A 15,073-nucleotide genomic window follows, 5' to 3' on the forward strand; every position below is an offset into this window, starting at 1 on the left:
TAATTATTTTTTCTTTCTCAAAATATAGTGAGGTTTCACCGGATGGTCCATCTTCATTTTCAGAAGCTGCTGGGGGTGCGGCGCGCTTTCAAGGTTTTCACCAGTTTGCGCATCAAGCATTTCTGTGATATTCTGCGTAAAGAAATCAATATCAGGACCAAAAATTTCAATTTCCTCGCCGAGGGTCATCTTATTTCGCTGCTCTACCAAAGCAAAACCAGTTTCTTCATCGTATTCTTTTATAAGCCCTACAAAGCTGTACTCTCTGGTATATGCACTGGTCTGATAGTTCTGATCTTTATTTGTCGGCTGATGAAAATAAAATCCTGTCGTAAATTCTCTGTGACTTACCTTTTTCAGTTCACGCATCCAGTCTTCATCAAACTTGTAATGCTCAGGATCTGCAAAATACGCATCAATTGCTTTTCTATAAGCGTGAACTACTGTCGCCACGTAAAAGATACTTTTCATCCTGCCTTCGATTTTCGCAGACATAATGCCTGAGCCAACAATCTCCGGAATATGCTCTATCATACACAAATCCCTAGAATTGAGAATATAAGTGCCTCGTTCATCTTCTTCCACCGGATAATATTCGCCCGGTCTTTTTTCTTCTACTAAGGCATATTTCCAGCGACACGGATGAGCGCACATACCTCTGTTGGCATCGCGTTCAATCATAAAGTTGCTGAGAAGACATCTTCCTGAATAAGATATGCACATTGCCCCATGAACAAAAGCCTCTATTTCCATTTCTGGTGGGATATTCTCACGGATCTGTCTGATTTCCGGCAGTGTCAGTTCCCTGGCTAAAACCAGTCGTTTTACGCCTAATTTATGCCAGAATCCGGCCGTTCTGTAGTTAGTCATATTTGCCTGAGTGCTCAGGTGTATCTCAGCAGCAGGAATCACTTCCTGAATCAGATCTACAATGCCCGGGTCAGACACAATAAAAGCGTCAAGCCCCAAATCTTTAATCTGCTGCAGATAAGAAGTCAACGGCTCAATATCCTCGTTATGGGCAAAGATATTGATGGTAAGATAACAGCGTTTTCCCCTTTCATGGGCGAACGCAATGCCCTCTTTCATTTCTTCAATGGTCAGGTTGCCTGCTCCTGCTCGTAAACTGAACATTTCGCCGCCGAAATACACAGCGTCTGCACCATAAATAATGGCTGTCTTTAATTTTTCCAAATCGCCTGCAGGCGCAAGCAGTTCAAACTGTTCTTTATTCATGTTCTCCTCTGTAAATTGTTACTGCAAGACCATCTCCTATGCTGAGAAGAGACGTCTGCAAGGTATTGTCACTGGTAATATAGGTGAGATATTCTCTCATTCGTCTAATGTTAGTTTTGTGTTTGTTCTGTGGGTCATAAGCATCAGAAGCCGTCATGGCTTTCTGCAGAATATTGTCGGAAACAATAACTGCCCCTTCTCTGCATACAGAAAGCGCCGCATCTAAAAACCGCTTATAATGGCTCTTCGCAGCATCGATAAAGACAAAATCAAAGTCACAGCAGCCTTGATCCCGCAGTTTTTCTATCTGCTCCTGCCCGTCACCGAAGAGGCTGTGTATCTGCACAGTCTTTCCTGCGGCTGAAATATTGTGTCTGGCAGCATTCCAAGCAGCTTCATCCTTTTCGATGGTGTAAATTTCAGCCGCTGGACACATTTCGGCATAATATAGCGCTGAATAGCCGATTGCAGTTCCTATCTCCAAAATTTTTTTCGGTCTCGTGAGAGAAAGCAGCGTATTTAGATACATCTCTGTTTCCCGCAAAATGATAGGAACCCGGTCTCTTTCTCCTATTTCCCGAAGCAGTGCAAGCTCTTCGCTTACCGCTCTGTAAAAGCTAGTCAAATATTCTGTTACGATATCATTGGTGATGTTCATATCAGTACCACATGTTTTCCCTTACGACTTTATTATGCTCCTCTAAAGTCTTTGAATAAAGCACTTTTCCGTCCTCAGTTGCAAAGAAATAGAGATAGTCGGATTTTTCGTAGTTTAAAAGATCATCCATAGCAGGCGCAGACGGTGAGCAAACAGGTCCTACAGGGAGTCCTGCGTATTTATAGGTGTTGTATTTTGAATCAACCTCTAAATCTTCATAAGTTACGTCAACCCGCTTTTCCTGCAGGGCATAAAGAACCGTGATATCACTTTGTAGTGTCATATCCTTTGCAAGACGATTGACAAAAACTCCTGCAATAATTGGTCTGTCCTTTTCAAAAAGGGATTCGTTTTCAACAATAGAAGTCAGAGCTAAAAACTCATGAACCGTCATTCCCATTTCAGTAATAGCACCTTTTCTTGCTGTCAGTTCTTCCTCTGTCTTATCCAAAATCATCTCTGTTACCTGTTCGATGGACGGATTTTCATCGCTCACAAAGTAAGTTTCAGGATAGATATATCCTTCGAGCGGAAACATAATGCCACTTTGCAGAATTTCGTCAGTAAGGAACCAGTATTTTTCGATGAGCTGGCGAAGATATTTCTTGCTGTTCCATTTTTTCAAAACTTCTTCAGCGGTAAAAGGAAGTCCTTCAGCCATCGCTTCTGCAGCCTGCGGCACGGTAGCGCCTTCAATAACTGTAAATGCATTCTTGGACAGGTAGGCAAAGTTTCCGGTATTGATAGCATCCATGATTTCCAGTAAGTTCATACTTTTATTAAAGATATAGGTGTTGGCCTGCAATGAATCATACCCTGCTATACGCACGTGAATTTTAGCGCAGGTCTTATTCTTGATTAGACCATTTTCATCCAGAATTTCTACGATTGCAGAAGCCCCGCTGCCCGATGGAATGCTGACAGTAACCGGCTCTGTATCTCCTGGCTTTGCTGCATTGAGACCATTCTGATAAAAAAGATATCCCGCGGCGGCAATAACGATAAGAACTACGGCGATTGCTATAATAATGATTTTGGATTTTTTCAATGTCCCTTACCTCTTTTCGTGCTTCCTGGTGTGATGAAAAAGAAAGGGACGAAAGCTTCGTCCCTTCATCTTTGAATTATGCTTTGCAAATTATTTTGCTCTTCCCAGATACTCTCCACTTCTGGTATCAATCTGAATCTTTTCACCTTCTTCGATGAAGATTGGAACCTGAACGACTGCGCCTGTTTCTACTGTAGCAGCCTTTGTAACGTTTGTAGCAGTGTTGCCTTTTACACCTGGTTCGGTTTCGGTAACTACCAAATCAACAAAATTCGGGGCTTCTACGATGAACGGTTCGCCTTTATAGAATTTCAATGTTGCTTCATCGTTTTCTCTCATGTACTTGATTGCATCCTCTACCATATCGTAGGCAACAGGAACCTGCTCATAAGTTTCTCCGTCCATGAAGTAATACAAATCTCCATCATTGTACAGGTACTGCATCTTCTTGGTTTCGATAATTGCTTCTTCAAACTTATCGTCAGGATTGAACGCTTCTTCTCTGGTAGCACCAGTAATGATGTTCTTGTACTTGGTTCTTACAAACGCTGCGCCCTTGCCCGGCTTTACGTGCATGAAATCAAGAACTACATGAGGTTCTCCATTAATCTGAAATGTTCTGCCTTTTCTAAAATCACTTGCATAAATCATCGGTCTATTCTCACTTTCTTCAATATAAAACAATTTAATAAAATAAACTCTATCGGTATTATAACAGATTTACTGCATATTGCCAATACCCATTACTTCGCCCAAAATCTTATAGACATCATTCATCATCAGGGAAAAGCGCATCTCCGCCTGCATATACTGAGCTGCCATAGGATCTTTCATGATAATCTGATAGAGATCCTGCACAGACTGCATCATGCCTGACGCACTGTCATCGCCCATCATCTGCTTTGCCTGCACTTCAAATTGCTTAGCCTGAAAATCTTTAATCATCGAAGCAAGTTCCTCATTCTGATCAACTACTTTTTTCAGCTGATCGTACTGTTTAAACTCTTCGGACTCTCTGATTGCTTTGGCAAGTCCGTGAGCCTGATCATAAACGTTCATGTGTTACCTCCTTAATACTGCCGCTCGTTTTCTTGGGGCAGGACCATTATACGACTAGCGTCTACCCAATCGAATTTCGCTTAGCTCATTCTCTTGGGACGCAAAAGCATAAGGTCTGCCTTGCCAAGCAAACTTCGCTTCGCTCGTTTTCTTGGGGCAGGACCATTATACATCCAGGAAAATCGGAAGGATGATTGGACTTCTCTTGGTTTTTCGGAAGATGAATTTCCGAAGGTCTTCTCTTACGTTGTTCTTAATGGCACTCCAGTCTTTGCTGCCATTTCCCGATAGAGTATCTTCCAGAGATTGTCTTGCCACAGCTCTGGCATCGTTGATTAGATCCTCGTTCTCTCTGACATAGACAAAACCACGAGAAACAATATCTGGTCCTGAAATCACCTCTCCGCTAGCTCTGTCGATGGCTGCAACCACAATAATCAAACCGGATTCGGAGAGCAGTTTTCTGTCCCGAAGAACGATATTTCCAATATCACCCACACCCAGACCGTCAACCAATACATCTTCTGCGCTGACAACATTCTGGAACTTCGTTGCATTGCGCTTATCCACAGTGAGCTGATCTCCATTAGACAAGATAAAAATATTCTTCTTTTTCATGCCTATGGATTCAGACAGAGCTGCATGCTGCACTAAATGTCTGTGTTCACCGTGTACGGGCATGAAAAACTTTGGTTTGATCAGCGTATGAATCAGCTTCAGTTCTTCCTGACAGGCGTGACCGGAAACATGAATATCCGCTATATCGTTATAGATGACTTCTACTTCTTTTTCGTAAAGTCTGTTTACGACCGTTGATACGGTCTTTTCATTTCCCGGAACCGGCGTCGAAGACAGAATCACAGTATCGCCCTTTTTCAGCTTTACACTGCGATGCTCATCATTTGCCATCCTCGACAGCGCAGACATCGGTTCACCCTGACTTCCCGTAGTAATAATCACCAACTGGTTGTCAGGAATATTTCTGGTCTTATTCAGGTCTACGTAGGTGCCTGCAGGAAAATGCAGATAGCCAAGTTCACTTGCCAGATTTACTACATTGTCCATACTTCTGCCGGAAACAGCTACTTTTCTGCCGTATTTTGCAGCAAGTTCTACAATTTTCTGTACTCTATGGACGTTGGAAGAGAAAGTGGCAATAATAATTCGATTCTTTGCCTCTCTGAAAATACCATCCAGCGTCTGACCTACCACTCGTTCAGAGGCAGTGTAGCCTTTTCTGAGCACATTAGTACTGTCTGCAAGCATTAAATCTACGCCGCGTCTTCCGATTTCAGCAAACTTTGCTAAATCAATCGGTTCGCCATCAATCGGCGTGTAGTCAATTTTGAAATCTCCTGTATGAAACAGGGTCGCAGCCGGTGTCTGAATGTACAGACAGATGGCGTCCGCAATGGAATGAGTAGTTCTAATTGCCTCTACCTTAAATTCTCCTACTTTAAATTTTTCTCCAGCTTTTACAATATGAAATTTTGCTTTCAGTCCGTGTTCCTTCAGTTTATTTTCTATGAGTCCAAGGGTTAACCTGGTTCCATAGATCGGTACCTGAATCTGTTTTAAAAGATATGGGATTGCGCCGATATGGTCTTCGTGACCGTGGGTAATTACCATACCTACAATTTTTTTCGCATTCTTTACCAGATAGCTGAAATCTGGAATGACGACGTCAATGCCGTACATTTCATCTTCTGGAAAAGACATGCCGCAGTCAATGAGTAATATCTGGTCTTTATATTCTAAAACCGTCAGGTTTTTACCTATTTCATTGAGACCTCCGATTGGAATAACTTTCAGGTTTTCTGCCTTTTTCGTCTGCTGCGCAGGCTTCACTGTCCTCATTACATTTTTTCTTGGTGAGGATTTTTTCGTAGACTTCTTTAGCGGCAAAACCTCTTTATTCTGCGGTCTCCGGACAGCCGCTTTTTTAGCTTGCGGCTTCTTACTGTTGTAATCTCTCATATACTCCCCTCTACTTTATAACAATATTTACAAGCTTATTAGGGACTGCAATGACTTTTACCACATTCTTGCCCTCTGTCAAAGCTTTTACTTTGTCATCAGAAAGCGCAGTTTTTTCCAGTTCTTCTCTTGTTAAATTATTTGCTACATTTAATTTCTCTTTTAATTTTCCGTTCACCTGAACTACAATTTCAACCATATCTTTCACCAGTGCAGCTTCATCGTATGCAGGCCAGCTAACCTCGGTCAAGGTCTTAGTGCCGTCCAGAGTCTGCCACATTTCTTCGCAAATGTGCGGTGTAAACGGTGAAAGGATGATAACCAGTGTATCGATTGCCTTCTTCATGAAGTCCTGGTTTGCGTCTTCCAATTCTTTATATCTGTACAGCGCATTGACAAGTTCCATAATAGAACTGATGGCTGTATTGAAGCTGAATCTTCCTCCTACATCGTCGGTTACTTTCTTGATAGTAGTATTGAGGACATAATTCAATTCCTTATCTGCGTCTGTTTTGATTTCGTATGCACCACCTGTGCCCTGATAATTCTGGGTGAAATCATAAACCAGACGATATACACGGTTTAGGAAACGGTAGCTTCCTTCTACCCCTGCATCGGACCAATCCAACTCTCTTTCCGGCGGTGCTGCAAAGAGAATGAATAATCTTGCAGTATCAGCGCCGTATTTGTTGATAATTTCTTCAGGGCTGACAACGTTACCCAGTGACTTACTCATCTTCTTGCCGTCCTTGTTTACCATGCCCTGTGTAAGCAGGTTCTTGAACGGTTCTTCGTGTTTGGTCAGTCCCAGGTCATAAAGTGCCATCTGGAAGAATCTTGCGTACATCAGATGTAAAATCGCATGTTCTACACCGCCGATGTACTGGTCAACATCCATCCAGTAGTCGACTTTGTCCTTGGCAAAAGCTATTTCCTGATTCTTCGGATCGCAGTATCGGAGGAAATACCAGGAGGAATCCAGGAAAGTATCCATGGTATCCATCTCTCTTCTGGCTTCTTTTCCGCACTTCGGACAAGTGCACTTGCCAAAGGTTTTGGAAGTGGTCAGTGGAGACTCGCCTTTTCCGGTAAATTCTACGTCAGTCGGAAGCAGCACCGGCAGGTTTTCTTCTTTTTCAGGAACCCAGCCGCACTCTTCGCAGTAAATCATCGGAATCGGAGTACCCCAGTATCTCTGTCTTGAAATCAGCCAGTCACGGAGCCTGTAGTTGACAGTTTTCTTACCGATACCTTCTTCGCTAAGCCATTCGATAACTGCACCGATAGCTTCTTGATTGTTCATACCATCAAACTTGCCGGAGTTAATCATAGTACCTTCTGCGGCAAAGGCCTCCTTCAAGTCATGAACATCAATTTCTGGATTGTTAGAATCTACAACCGGAATAATTTCTAAATCAAACTTCTTTGCAAAGTCGAAATCTCTCTGGTCGTGAGCAGGTACCGCCATGATGGCACCTGTTCCATAACCCATCAGCACATAGTCAGAAATAAAAATCGGAACTTTCTTTCCGTTGACCGGATTGACTGCGTATTTTCCGATGAATACACCAGTCTTCTCGTTGGTGGTGGAAGTTCTTTCGATGTCGTTCATATGCTGTACTTTGTCCAGATATGCAAGAACTGGCGCTTCGTATTCTGTACCCTTTACAAGGTCCATTACATATGGGTGTTCTGGCGCCATAACCATGTAAGTAACACCAAAGAGCGTATCAGCGCGAGTGGTAAATACTTTTAACAACTTATCAGTTTCATCAATTGTAAAATCGATTTCCGCACCGATGGACTTTCCGATCCAGTTTTTCTGCATGACCTTAACCTTGTTAGGCCAGCCTTCCAGCTTGTCAAGGTTGTTCAAAAGTCTGTCAGCATAGTCTGTAATTTTGAAGTACCACTGGGAAAGATTCTTCTTTCCAACCGGTGATTTACATCTTTCGCAGCAGCCATCCACGACCTGCTCATTGGCAAGTACAGTCTGGCAGCTCGGGCACCAGTTTACAGGATTTTCCTTCTTATAGGCAAGGCCCTTGTTGTAGAACTGAATAAAGATCCACTGCATCCACTTGTAATAATCCGGATTGCAGGTCTGCACCTCTCTGTCCCAGTCATAAGCAAGCCCCAGCTGGTCAAGCTGCGCTTCCATTTCGTGGATATTGTCCCAGGTCCATTTGCTCGGTTCCACGCCGTGTTTAATCGCTGCATTTTCAGCAGGAAGTCCAAAGGAGTCAAAGCCCATCGGGTGCAGCACGTTGAATCCCTGCATTGCCTTGCATCTTGCAATGACATCACCGATAGAATAGTTTCTCACATGTCCCATGTGCAGTTTTCCCGAAGGATAAGGGAACATTTCCAGCACATAGTACTTTTCCTTGCTCTCATCAATGTCAGTTTTGAAAGAATCATTCTCTTTCCAGTGCTTTTGCCATTTACTTTCAATTTCTTTAAAGTTGTATTTTTCGTTCATTGCTTTTATTAATCCTCCAAATCTAAAAAGCTGCAGTCGCCCCACACCTTTTCGATATTATATTTTTCTCGCATTTCTTTTGTAAAGATATTGACGATGATATCGCCAAAGTCCATCAAAACCCAGCCGGAGTTCTGCTTTCCTTCAATGTTCTTTACAAGAAGTCCTTCTTTTGCAAACTGATCTTCTACTTCATCAACCAGGCTATTTACCTGTCTCTCTGAATTACCGGTTGCAATCACCAGATAGTCTGCAAATGTTGCTTTTTCCATGATATCGATGACAGCAATATCAAGCGCTTTTTTGTCATCTAAGGTTTTCGCCGCAAGCAGCGCAAAACTTTTATTGTCCATTTTCGTTCTCCTTTATGGCATATTGTTTCTGTAAATAATCTCTGGCAGCAATCGTGTCTGTATCAAGGAAATTTCCCTGCTGCCGAACATATTCTATGGTTCTGCTCAGAGAAAGTAAACACGCCTTATCTAAATCTTCTTCTGCCGCCTGTCGGATCTCCTCTACACCCGGATAATTTCGATTTGGCTCAATGGCATCTGCAATATAGATTACTTTTTCAAGCGCGCTCATGGCAGGTCGTCCTGTCGTATGATAGCTGACCGCATTAATAATATCCGAATCTGTTATCTCAAAATCCCGTTCCATCACGATAGCGGCAATTTTTCCGTGGGCCAGATTGCCGTTGTTCAGATAGATTTCAGAAAGTCCCAGATGTTTTACATAGTAATTCAGTACATCGACGCTAACGCCCCGATACATATCGTGAAACAATGCCGCAACCTCTGCTTTTTCGGGATCTGCACCATATTTTTTCGCAAGATTCATCGCAGTAACTCTGACGCCTTCTGTGTGAAGTTTTCTCTTCTCTGAAAAATTCTTCTCAATATACGTCTTGATAGAGTCTGTGTTCATGGATATACCTTTCTATCGGAAAAGGTACCAACGATCTGATAGATTTTCCTGCTTTTATATTTTCTTTAATTTCCGTGGAAGATACTTCCAAAATTTTGTTGTGCAAAATTTTAATCTTCGCATCATAACAGCGGCGTACTTTCTCAACCATCTCAATAGTTTCACTTTCCTTATAACCTGGTCTTACACCGACAACGAAAGGAAACTCCCGCAAAAGATCAGCCCCCTTATACCACGTTTCCAAACTGAGAAACGAGTCTGTACCAAGAATAAAGTGAAGGCGGTCTTTGGGGTACTGACATTTCAATGTCTGCAGCGTCTTATAAGTATAAGAAATCTCTTCGCTGAATGCCTCCACAGTGGATACAACAAAATTTTGATTCTGATGGGCAATTAGACTGACCATATTGACCCTGTCCTCCTCTGCAGCCATGTGACGTCCCAATTTAAAGGGCTGCACCTTTGCAGGCAGAAGAATAATCTGCGAAAGGCCACATTCGCGCATTGCAGCCTTTGCGATGGATAAATGCCCGTTATGGAATGGATCAAAGGATCCGCCTAATATTCCGATATCACTCATGATTACCTCAAGTTGATTCCTAGTTCAGTCAGCTGTTCTTCTTCTACAACGCCCGGCGCTTCGCAGACCATGCACTGTGCATTCTGGTTCTTCGGAAATGCAATGACTTCTCTGATGCTGTGCTCGCCAAGAAGAAGCATAACCAGTCTATCAAGACCGTAAGCAAGACCTCCGTGCGGCGGTGCGCCATATTTGAAAGCTTCCAGAAGAAAACCAAATTTTTCCTGGCATTCCTCCTCTGTCAGTCTCAATGCCTTAAACATCTTCGCCTGTAAATCCTTTTCATGGATTCTGATGCTGCCGCCGCCTACTTCTACACCGTTCATTACGATGTCATAAGCGATCGCTTTAACCTTTTCCGGCGCTGTATCGAGAAGCGGAATGTCTTCTGTTCTCGGATGTGTAAACGGATGGTGCATTGCTTTCAGTTCACCTGTTTCGTCATCCTTTTCAAACATCGGAAAATCCGTTACCCACAGCAAATTGAACTGCTTGTCGTCTAAGAGTCCCAGAATGCCTGCAATATGTCTTCTCAGGAATCCCAAAGTGTCAAATACGACTTTTGCTCTGTCAGCGGCGATGAGAATCAGATCATTCACCTTTGCGTCAAAGACCTTTGCAATCTCAGCAAGCTGTTCCTGCGTAAAGAATTTATTTACGGAAGATTTATATTCGTTTTCTTCTACTCTCAGCCATACCAGACCCTTTGCACCGTAATGTTTAGCCTGCTCTGTAAGCTTGTCGATATCCTTTCTGCTGAACTTGTCGGAAGCGTTATCGATGCAGATACCTCTGACATCGCCGCCTGCGGCAAGCGCATCAGCAAAGACTTTAAACTCTGTACCGGCAACCACATCATTTAAAGACTTTAGTTCAAATCCAAATCTGGTGTCAGGTTTGTCGCTGCCGTAACGCTCCATAGCTTCATCGAAAGGGATTCTAGGAAACGGCACAGCGATTTCTACATCGAGCAGCTCCTTAAACACTCTCTTTAAGAAGCCTTCCTGCATAGCAATCACATCATCTTGATCTACAAAGGACATTTCCATGTCAATCTGCGTAAATTCAGGCTGTCTGTCTGCACGCAGGTCCTCATCTCTGAAGCACTTTGCAATCTGAATATAGCGATCACAGCCGCTGACCATGAGAAGCTGCTTGAAAAGCTGCGGCGACTGGGGCAGCGCATAGAATCTGCCTTCGTTAACGCGGCTCGGAACCAGATAGTCTCTGGCACCTTCCGGTGTGGATTTGATTAAAATCGGTGTTTCGATTTCGGTAAATCCGTTTTCGTCAAAATAATCCCGGGTCAGCTTGGCAAGTTTATGTCTGAATCTGATGTTCTCTTGCATTTTCAGCTTGCGCAAATCCAAATATCTGTATTTTAAACGAAGGTTATCGTCTACATTGTCATCGTCTTTGATGTAAATTGGCGGTGTTTCTGATTCATTATAAACCAGAAGTTCCTTTGCAAATACTTCGATTTCACCAGTCGGAATATTAGGGTTTTTCGAGCTTCGCTCCTTTACAATGCCTCTCACACCGATGACATACTCACTGCGCAATGATTCTGCTCTTTTAAAAACATCCTCGGAAATCGTATCGTCGAAAGTAATCTGCACAATGCCGGTCTTATCTCTAAGGTCAGCAAAGATTAATCCGCCCAGACTTCTCTGTTTCGCAACCCAACCGTTAAGCACGACTTCTTCATCTACATTTGCAATGTGTAAATCGCCGCAATAATGGGTTCTCTTTAATAATTCTGCCATGTATTTCTTATCTCTCCTATTTTGCTAATTCTTCTGTCAGATCTTCTAATTTTACTTCTCTCTGCTGGGAGGTTGCCATTTCCTTTACAGAAACAACGCCTTCAGCAAGTTCGTTATCGCCGATGACTACGGTGTACTGTGCGCCCAGTCTATCGGCATATTTAAACTGCCCCTTGATGTTTCTTGCAAGAGTATCCATCTCAGCTTTCACACCTTTGTTTCTAAGCTGGCGAAGAAGTTTGAGACCGAATGCCTTTGCATCCTCGCCCATGACAGCGATAAAGGCTTTTAGCGGCTCCGGCTGTGGAATTTCAACACCATTTTCCTCCATCAGCATCAAAAGACGCTCAATACCCAGTCCAAAACCAACGCCAGGAATCGGAGGTCCGCCAATTTCTTCGATGAGGTGGTCGTACCTGCCCCCTCCGCATACGGTTCCTTGTGTTCCGTTACTATCTGTTACAAACTCAAAAGCTGTCTTGGTATAGTAATCCAGCCCTCTTACGATTCTCGGATCCACAATATATTCAATGCCCATAGCGTCCAGGTTCTTCTGTACATCAGTGAATGCCGTTTTGCAGTCATCGCAAAGGTAATCGATCATATCCGGTGCATCTTTTACTAATTCTTGACAGATTTCCGATTTACAATCCAAAATTCTCATCGGATTTCTCTCATATCTGTCTTTGCAGGTATTGCAAAGCTGGTCATAAACCGGCTCCAAGAATTTTTTCAGAGCCTCCCTATGTTTCTGTCTGCAGGAAGGACAACCCACACTGTTAATTTTCAGTTTGATGTCCTTAATTCCCATGTCGTGTAGGAAATCATAACCAAGGCAGATAACCTCTGCATCAGCCAGCATGTTGGTGGTTCCGAAAATTTCGATACCAAACTGATGAAATGCCCTAAGTCTTCCAGACTGCGGTTTTTCATAGCGGAAACACGGTGTAATATAATAGTATTTGGTCGGCTGCACTTCCGCATAATGCTTGTGTTCAATAAAAGCTCTCGCCACCGGTGAAGTTCCTTCCGGTTTTAAAGTAATGCTTCTCTTTGCATAGTCGTCGAAGGTGTACATTTCTTTCTGTACGATATCGGTTGTGTCTCCAACACCTCTTTTAAACAGCTCGGTGTGTTCAAATGCCGGCGTTCTGATTTCCTTGAAGCCGTATTTATCGCAGAATTCGGAGAATTTTTTCTCAACGTACTGCCACTTGTACACCTGTGCAGGCAACGTATCTTTCGTTCCTTTTGGTGCTATGATTGCCATTTTTCTACCTCCATAAATAAATTTTTCTCTTTTCTATCCAGCATTTCATCAATACGCGCTATGTATTCCTGATAGTTGGTTACATTGGGCACTCGTTCCAGACGGTTTTCCTCCGGGTAGTAAACCTTGGTGATTCCTCCTGCTCCAAGGGCAATAATCGTCTGATGTTCGTCCATAATACGCACATTATAAATGCAATCTTTATCTTTTTTGCAGTATCCGGTATTTTCAAAAGCGCCAGCCATATGCTTCTGCCTGTACAGGTAATACGGTATATAGCCTGCGTCCTTAAGGATTCGTCTGCTTTCAGAAAGCTGCTCAGAAACAAGATCAGCTTGTTTATAGTGGAAATCCTTGTCAATGTCCACAAGGCGGGACGCCCGCTTTACCGCAAGACAGTGCACCGTAATATTGTCAGGCCCAAGCGCGATAATTTCTTTCAGAGATCTAGCAAAATCTTCCTCAGATTCATCCGGAAGTCCTGCGATTAGATCTGCATTAATACTGCTAAATCCGTGTTTCTTCGCCATTTCAAAGGCGCTGATGATATCTTCCGGCTTATGATTCCTTCCGATGCGTTCCAGCGTCTTTTCATGCATAGACTGCGGGTTGATGCTAATTCGATCTACCCCTGCCTCTTTCAGTACCATCAACTTCTCTGCCGTAATAGTGTCTGGTCGTCCTGCTTCTACAGTCAATTCCCTAAGCGCCATCAAATCGAAATTTTGTTTTACCCTCTGCAGTAAAATCCTAAGCTGCTCTGCGCTCAGCGTAGTCGGTGTGCCGCCGCCCACATAGATGGTTTCCGCCATCATACCGCACTCCTGCATTCGTCTTCCTACATAGGCAATTTCCTTTAAAAGCGCCTCAAAATATCTGGCGATTTCACTGTCTGCTACCTGATTGGACGCAAAGGAACAATAGACACATCTGGTCGGACAGAATGGAATGCCGATATAAACGCCTGCAGACTTCGGTACAGCTTTACCGCATGTCCTCTGCTGATGGAAATACATCTCAATCAGCAGTTTCGCCTTTTCTTCTGTTAAATAATACTCGCTCATAAGGATTTGAAGCACAGCATTTTCACTGCCGACTTTTTCGTAGATTTCCCCAGTAAGCTTTACCGGTCTGATTCCAGTCAAAATCCCCCACTGGGGATATACTCCGGTCAGCGCAGATAGCTGATCGTAAATCTGTCTTTTAATCTGATTCTTATCAGAAAAATTTTCTTTATTAAAGACAAGAAACGTTTCTCCATCTTGCTGTACATAATCCTCTGAAACCAGAACATACTGGTCAGGACGAAGAAATATCTTGATCATTTCTTCTAATAAATATTTTTTTTCAAAATGAAAAATCTGAATCTTTATCTTATCTAACAAAAGGATTGTGCTCCTTTTCGTAACCAATCGTAGTTTCGCTCATATGACCCGGATATACCATGGTGTTGTCCGGCAGCACGAAAAGCCTTTCCTTGATAGAATTGATGATTTCTCCAAAATCTCCACCATAAAAATCAGTTCTGCCTATGGACTGGCGAAACAGCGTATCACCGCTGAATACTGCCCCATCTGTAATGATGGACATACCGCCTTTGGTGTGTCCCGGCGTATGGATAAAGGTAAGAGCAGTGTTTCCCACCGTTAGATTTTCTCGGTCTTTCACATAGATATCCGCATCAACGATGACCGGTTTTCCACAGATTTCCAGAGAAACGTTCAAGTTAGAATCCATCAGCATTTCTCTCTCTGCTTCATATGCAACCACTTTTGCACTCGGAAAATCCTTTAAAAAGTCATCGACACCACCAATGTGGTCAGCGTGACCATGGGTCAAAATGATGTATGCTACTTCAATATTCTCTTCCTTTGCTTTTTGGGTCAGCAGCGGGCTGTAGCCGCCTGGATCCACAATAAAACCTTCCTTTGTTTCATCATAAGCCAAATAGGTGTTTACCTGAATCGGACAGGTAATAAACTTAAGAATGTTCATATATTCTTTCCTCTTTCTTATACGACTTGCACCTAGCCAATCGCTGCGCTCTCGGGGTGCAACAGCATAAGGACT

14 protein-coding genes are annotated in these 15,073 nt (G+C 43.1%); all 14 read right to left on the reverse strand.

Features of this window, described 5'->3' with window-relative positions; genetic code table 11:
- Window positions 1–3 precede the first annotated feature (3 nt).
- The 14 genes from D1151_RS07760 to D1151_RS07825 all read right to left on the reverse strand — a co-directional run bounded on the left by D1151_RS07760 (window position 4) and on the right by D1151_RS07825 (window position 14,998).
- The gene (locus D1151_RS07760) at window positions 4–1,236 is read right to left on the reverse strand and encodes a U32 family peptidase (protein WP_160201449.1); all 1,233 of its coding nucleotides are present in this window, start codon (window positions 1,234–1,236) and stop codon (window positions 4–6) included.
- Complete coding sequence (locus D1151_RS07765; RefSeq protein WP_160201450.1) at window positions 1,229–1,894, reverse strand: O-methyltransferase; 666 nt, start codon at window positions 1,892–1,894, stop codon at window positions 1,229–1,231. The genes D1151_RS07760 and D1151_RS07765 overlap by 8 nt, the downstream gene beginning before the upstream one ends.
- A gap of 1 nt (window position 1,895) precedes the next feature.
- Window positions 1,896–2,942: an endolytic transglycosylase MltG gene (mltG, locus tag D1151_RS07770; RefSeq protein WP_160201451.1), complete on the reverse strand. Its 1,047-nt coding sequence runs from the start codon at window positions 2,940–2,942 to the stop codon at window positions 1,896–1,898.
- Window positions 2,943–3,032: 90 nt separating this feature from the next.
- A complete protein-coding gene (gene efp / locus D1151_RS07775) occupies window positions 3,033–3,593 on the reverse strand; it encodes an elongation factor P (RefSeq protein ID WP_160201462.1) in 561 nt (186 codons plus the stop codon).
- A gap of 69 nt (window positions 3,594–3,662) precedes the next feature.
- On the reverse strand, window positions 3,663–4,001 hold the full coding sequence (locus D1151_RS07780) for a YlbF family regulator (RefSeq protein WP_160201452.1): 339 nt from the start codon (window positions 3,999–4,001) through the stop codon (window positions 3,663–3,665).
- A gap of 165 nt (window positions 4,002–4,166) precedes the next feature.
- On the reverse strand, window positions 4,167–5,978 hold the full coding sequence (locus tag D1151_RS07785; protein WP_160202624.1) for an RNase J family beta-CASP ribonuclease: 1,812 nt from the start codon (window positions 5,976–5,978) through the stop codon (window positions 4,167–4,169).
- A 10-nt stretch (window positions 5,979–5,988) separates the two neighbouring features.
- Window positions 5,989–8,460, reverse strand: coding sequence for a leucine--tRNA ligase (gene leuS / locus D1151_RS07790; protein WP_160202625.1), 2,472 nt, complete (start codon window positions 8,458–8,460; stop codon window positions 5,989–5,991).
- An 8-nt stretch (window positions 8,461–8,468) separates the two neighbouring features.
- Window positions 8,469–8,813, reverse strand: coding sequence for a ribosome silencing factor (gene rsfS / locus D1151_RS07795; protein WP_160202626.1), 345 nt, complete (start codon window positions 8,811–8,813; stop codon window positions 8,469–8,471).
- On the reverse strand, window positions 8,803–9,387 hold the full coding sequence (gene yqeK / locus D1151_RS07800) for a bis(5'-nucleosyl)-tetraphosphatase (symmetrical) YqeK (RefSeq protein WP_161908513.1): 585 nt from the start codon (window positions 9,385–9,387) through the stop codon (window positions 8,803–8,805). Before yqeK ends, rsfS begins: the two co-directional genes overlap by 11 nt.
- Window positions 9,356–9,967, reverse strand: coding sequence for a nicotinate-nucleotide adenylyltransferase (gene nadD / locus D1151_RS07805; RefSeq protein ID WP_161908514.1), 612 nt, complete (start codon window positions 9,965–9,967; stop codon window positions 9,356–9,358). The genes yqeK and nadD overlap by 32 nt, the downstream gene beginning before the upstream one ends.
- A 2-nt stretch (window positions 9,968–9,969) precedes the next feature.
- Window positions 9,970–11,733, reverse strand: a complete 1,764-nt coding sequence (gene aspS, locus D1151_RS07810) for an aspartate--tRNA ligase (protein ID WP_161908515.1) — start codon at window positions 11,731–11,733, stop codon at window positions 9,970–9,972.
- A gap of 16 nt (window positions 11,734–11,749) precedes the next feature.
- Window positions 11,750–13,003 carry a histidine--tRNA ligase gene (gene hisS / locus D1151_RS07815; RefSeq protein WP_160202630.1) on the reverse strand — a complete coding sequence of 418 codons (1,254 nt, stop codon included), beginning with the start codon at window positions 13,001–13,003 and terminating at the stop codon, window positions 11,750–11,752.
- On the reverse strand, window positions 12,991–14,388 hold the full coding sequence (gene hemZ, locus D1151_RS07820) for a coproporphyrinogen dehydrogenase HemZ (protein WP_161908516.1): 1,398 nt from the start codon (window positions 14,386–14,388) through the stop codon (window positions 12,991–12,993). The genes hisS and hemZ overlap by 13 nt, the downstream gene beginning before the upstream one ends.
- Complete coding sequence (locus D1151_RS07825) at window positions 14,378–14,998, reverse strand: MBL fold metallo-hydrolase (protein ID WP_161908517.1); 621 nt, start codon at window positions 14,996–14,998, stop codon at window positions 14,378–14,380. Before D1151_RS07825 ends, hemZ begins: the two co-directional genes overlap by 11 nt.
- Window positions 14,999–15,073: the final 75 nt, after the last annotated feature.

Origin of the sequence: Emergencia sp. 1XD21-10, assembly GCF_009936045.1 — a bacterium.
Lineage (GTDB): Bacteria > Bacillota > Clostridia > Peptostreptococcales > Anaerovoracaceae > Senimuribacter > Senimuribacter intestinalis.

Excerpts from the sequence above, each read along its gene's own strand:
- rsfS (WP_160202626.1), bottom strand. The coding sequence starts at position 8,813 with ATGGACAATAAAAGTTTTGCGCTGCTTGCGGCGAAAACCTTAGATGAC.
- aspS (WP_161908515.1), bottom strand. The coding sequence starts at position 11,733 with ATGGCAGAATTATTAAAGAGAACCCATTATTGCGGCGATTTACACATT.
- D1151_RS07785 (WP_160202624.1), bottom strand. The coding sequence starts at position 5,978 with ATGAGAGATTACAACAGTAAGAAGCCGCAAGCTAAAAAAGCGGCTGTC.
- D1151_RS07825 (WP_161908517.1), bottom strand. The coding sequence starts at position 14,998 with ATGAACATTCTTAAGTTTATTACCTGTCCGATTCAGGTAAACACCTAT.
- leuS (WP_160202625.1), bottom strand. The coding sequence starts at position 8,460 with ATGAACGAAAAATACAACTTTAAAGAAATTGAAAGTAAATGGCAAAAG.
- nadD (WP_161908514.1), bottom strand. The coding sequence starts at position 9,967 with ATGAGTGATATCGGAATATTAGGCGGATCCTTTGATCCATTCCATAAC.
- efp (WP_160201462.1), bottom strand. The coding sequence starts at position 3,593 with ATGATTTATGCAAGTGATTTTAGAAAAGGCAGAACATTTCAGATTAAT.
- D1151_RS07760 (WP_160201449.1), bottom strand. The coding sequence starts at position 1,236 with ATGAATAAAGAACAGTTTGAACTGCTTGCGCCTGCAGGCGATTTGGAA.
- D1151_RS07780 (WP_160201452.1), bottom strand. The coding sequence starts at position 4,001 with ATGAACGTTTATGATCAGGCTCACGGACTTGCCAAAGCAATCAGAGAG.
- yqeK (WP_161908513.1), bottom strand. The coding sequence starts at position 9,387 with ATGAACACAGACTCTATCAAGACGTATATTGAGAAGAATTTTTCAGAG.
- D1151_RS07765 (WP_160201450.1), bottom strand. The coding sequence starts at position 1,894 with ATGAACATCACCAATGATATCGTAACAGAATATTTGACTAGCTTTTAC.
- hisS (WP_160202630.1), bottom strand. The coding sequence starts at position 13,003 with ATGGCAATCATAGCACCAAAAGGAACGAAAGATACGTTGCCTGCACAG.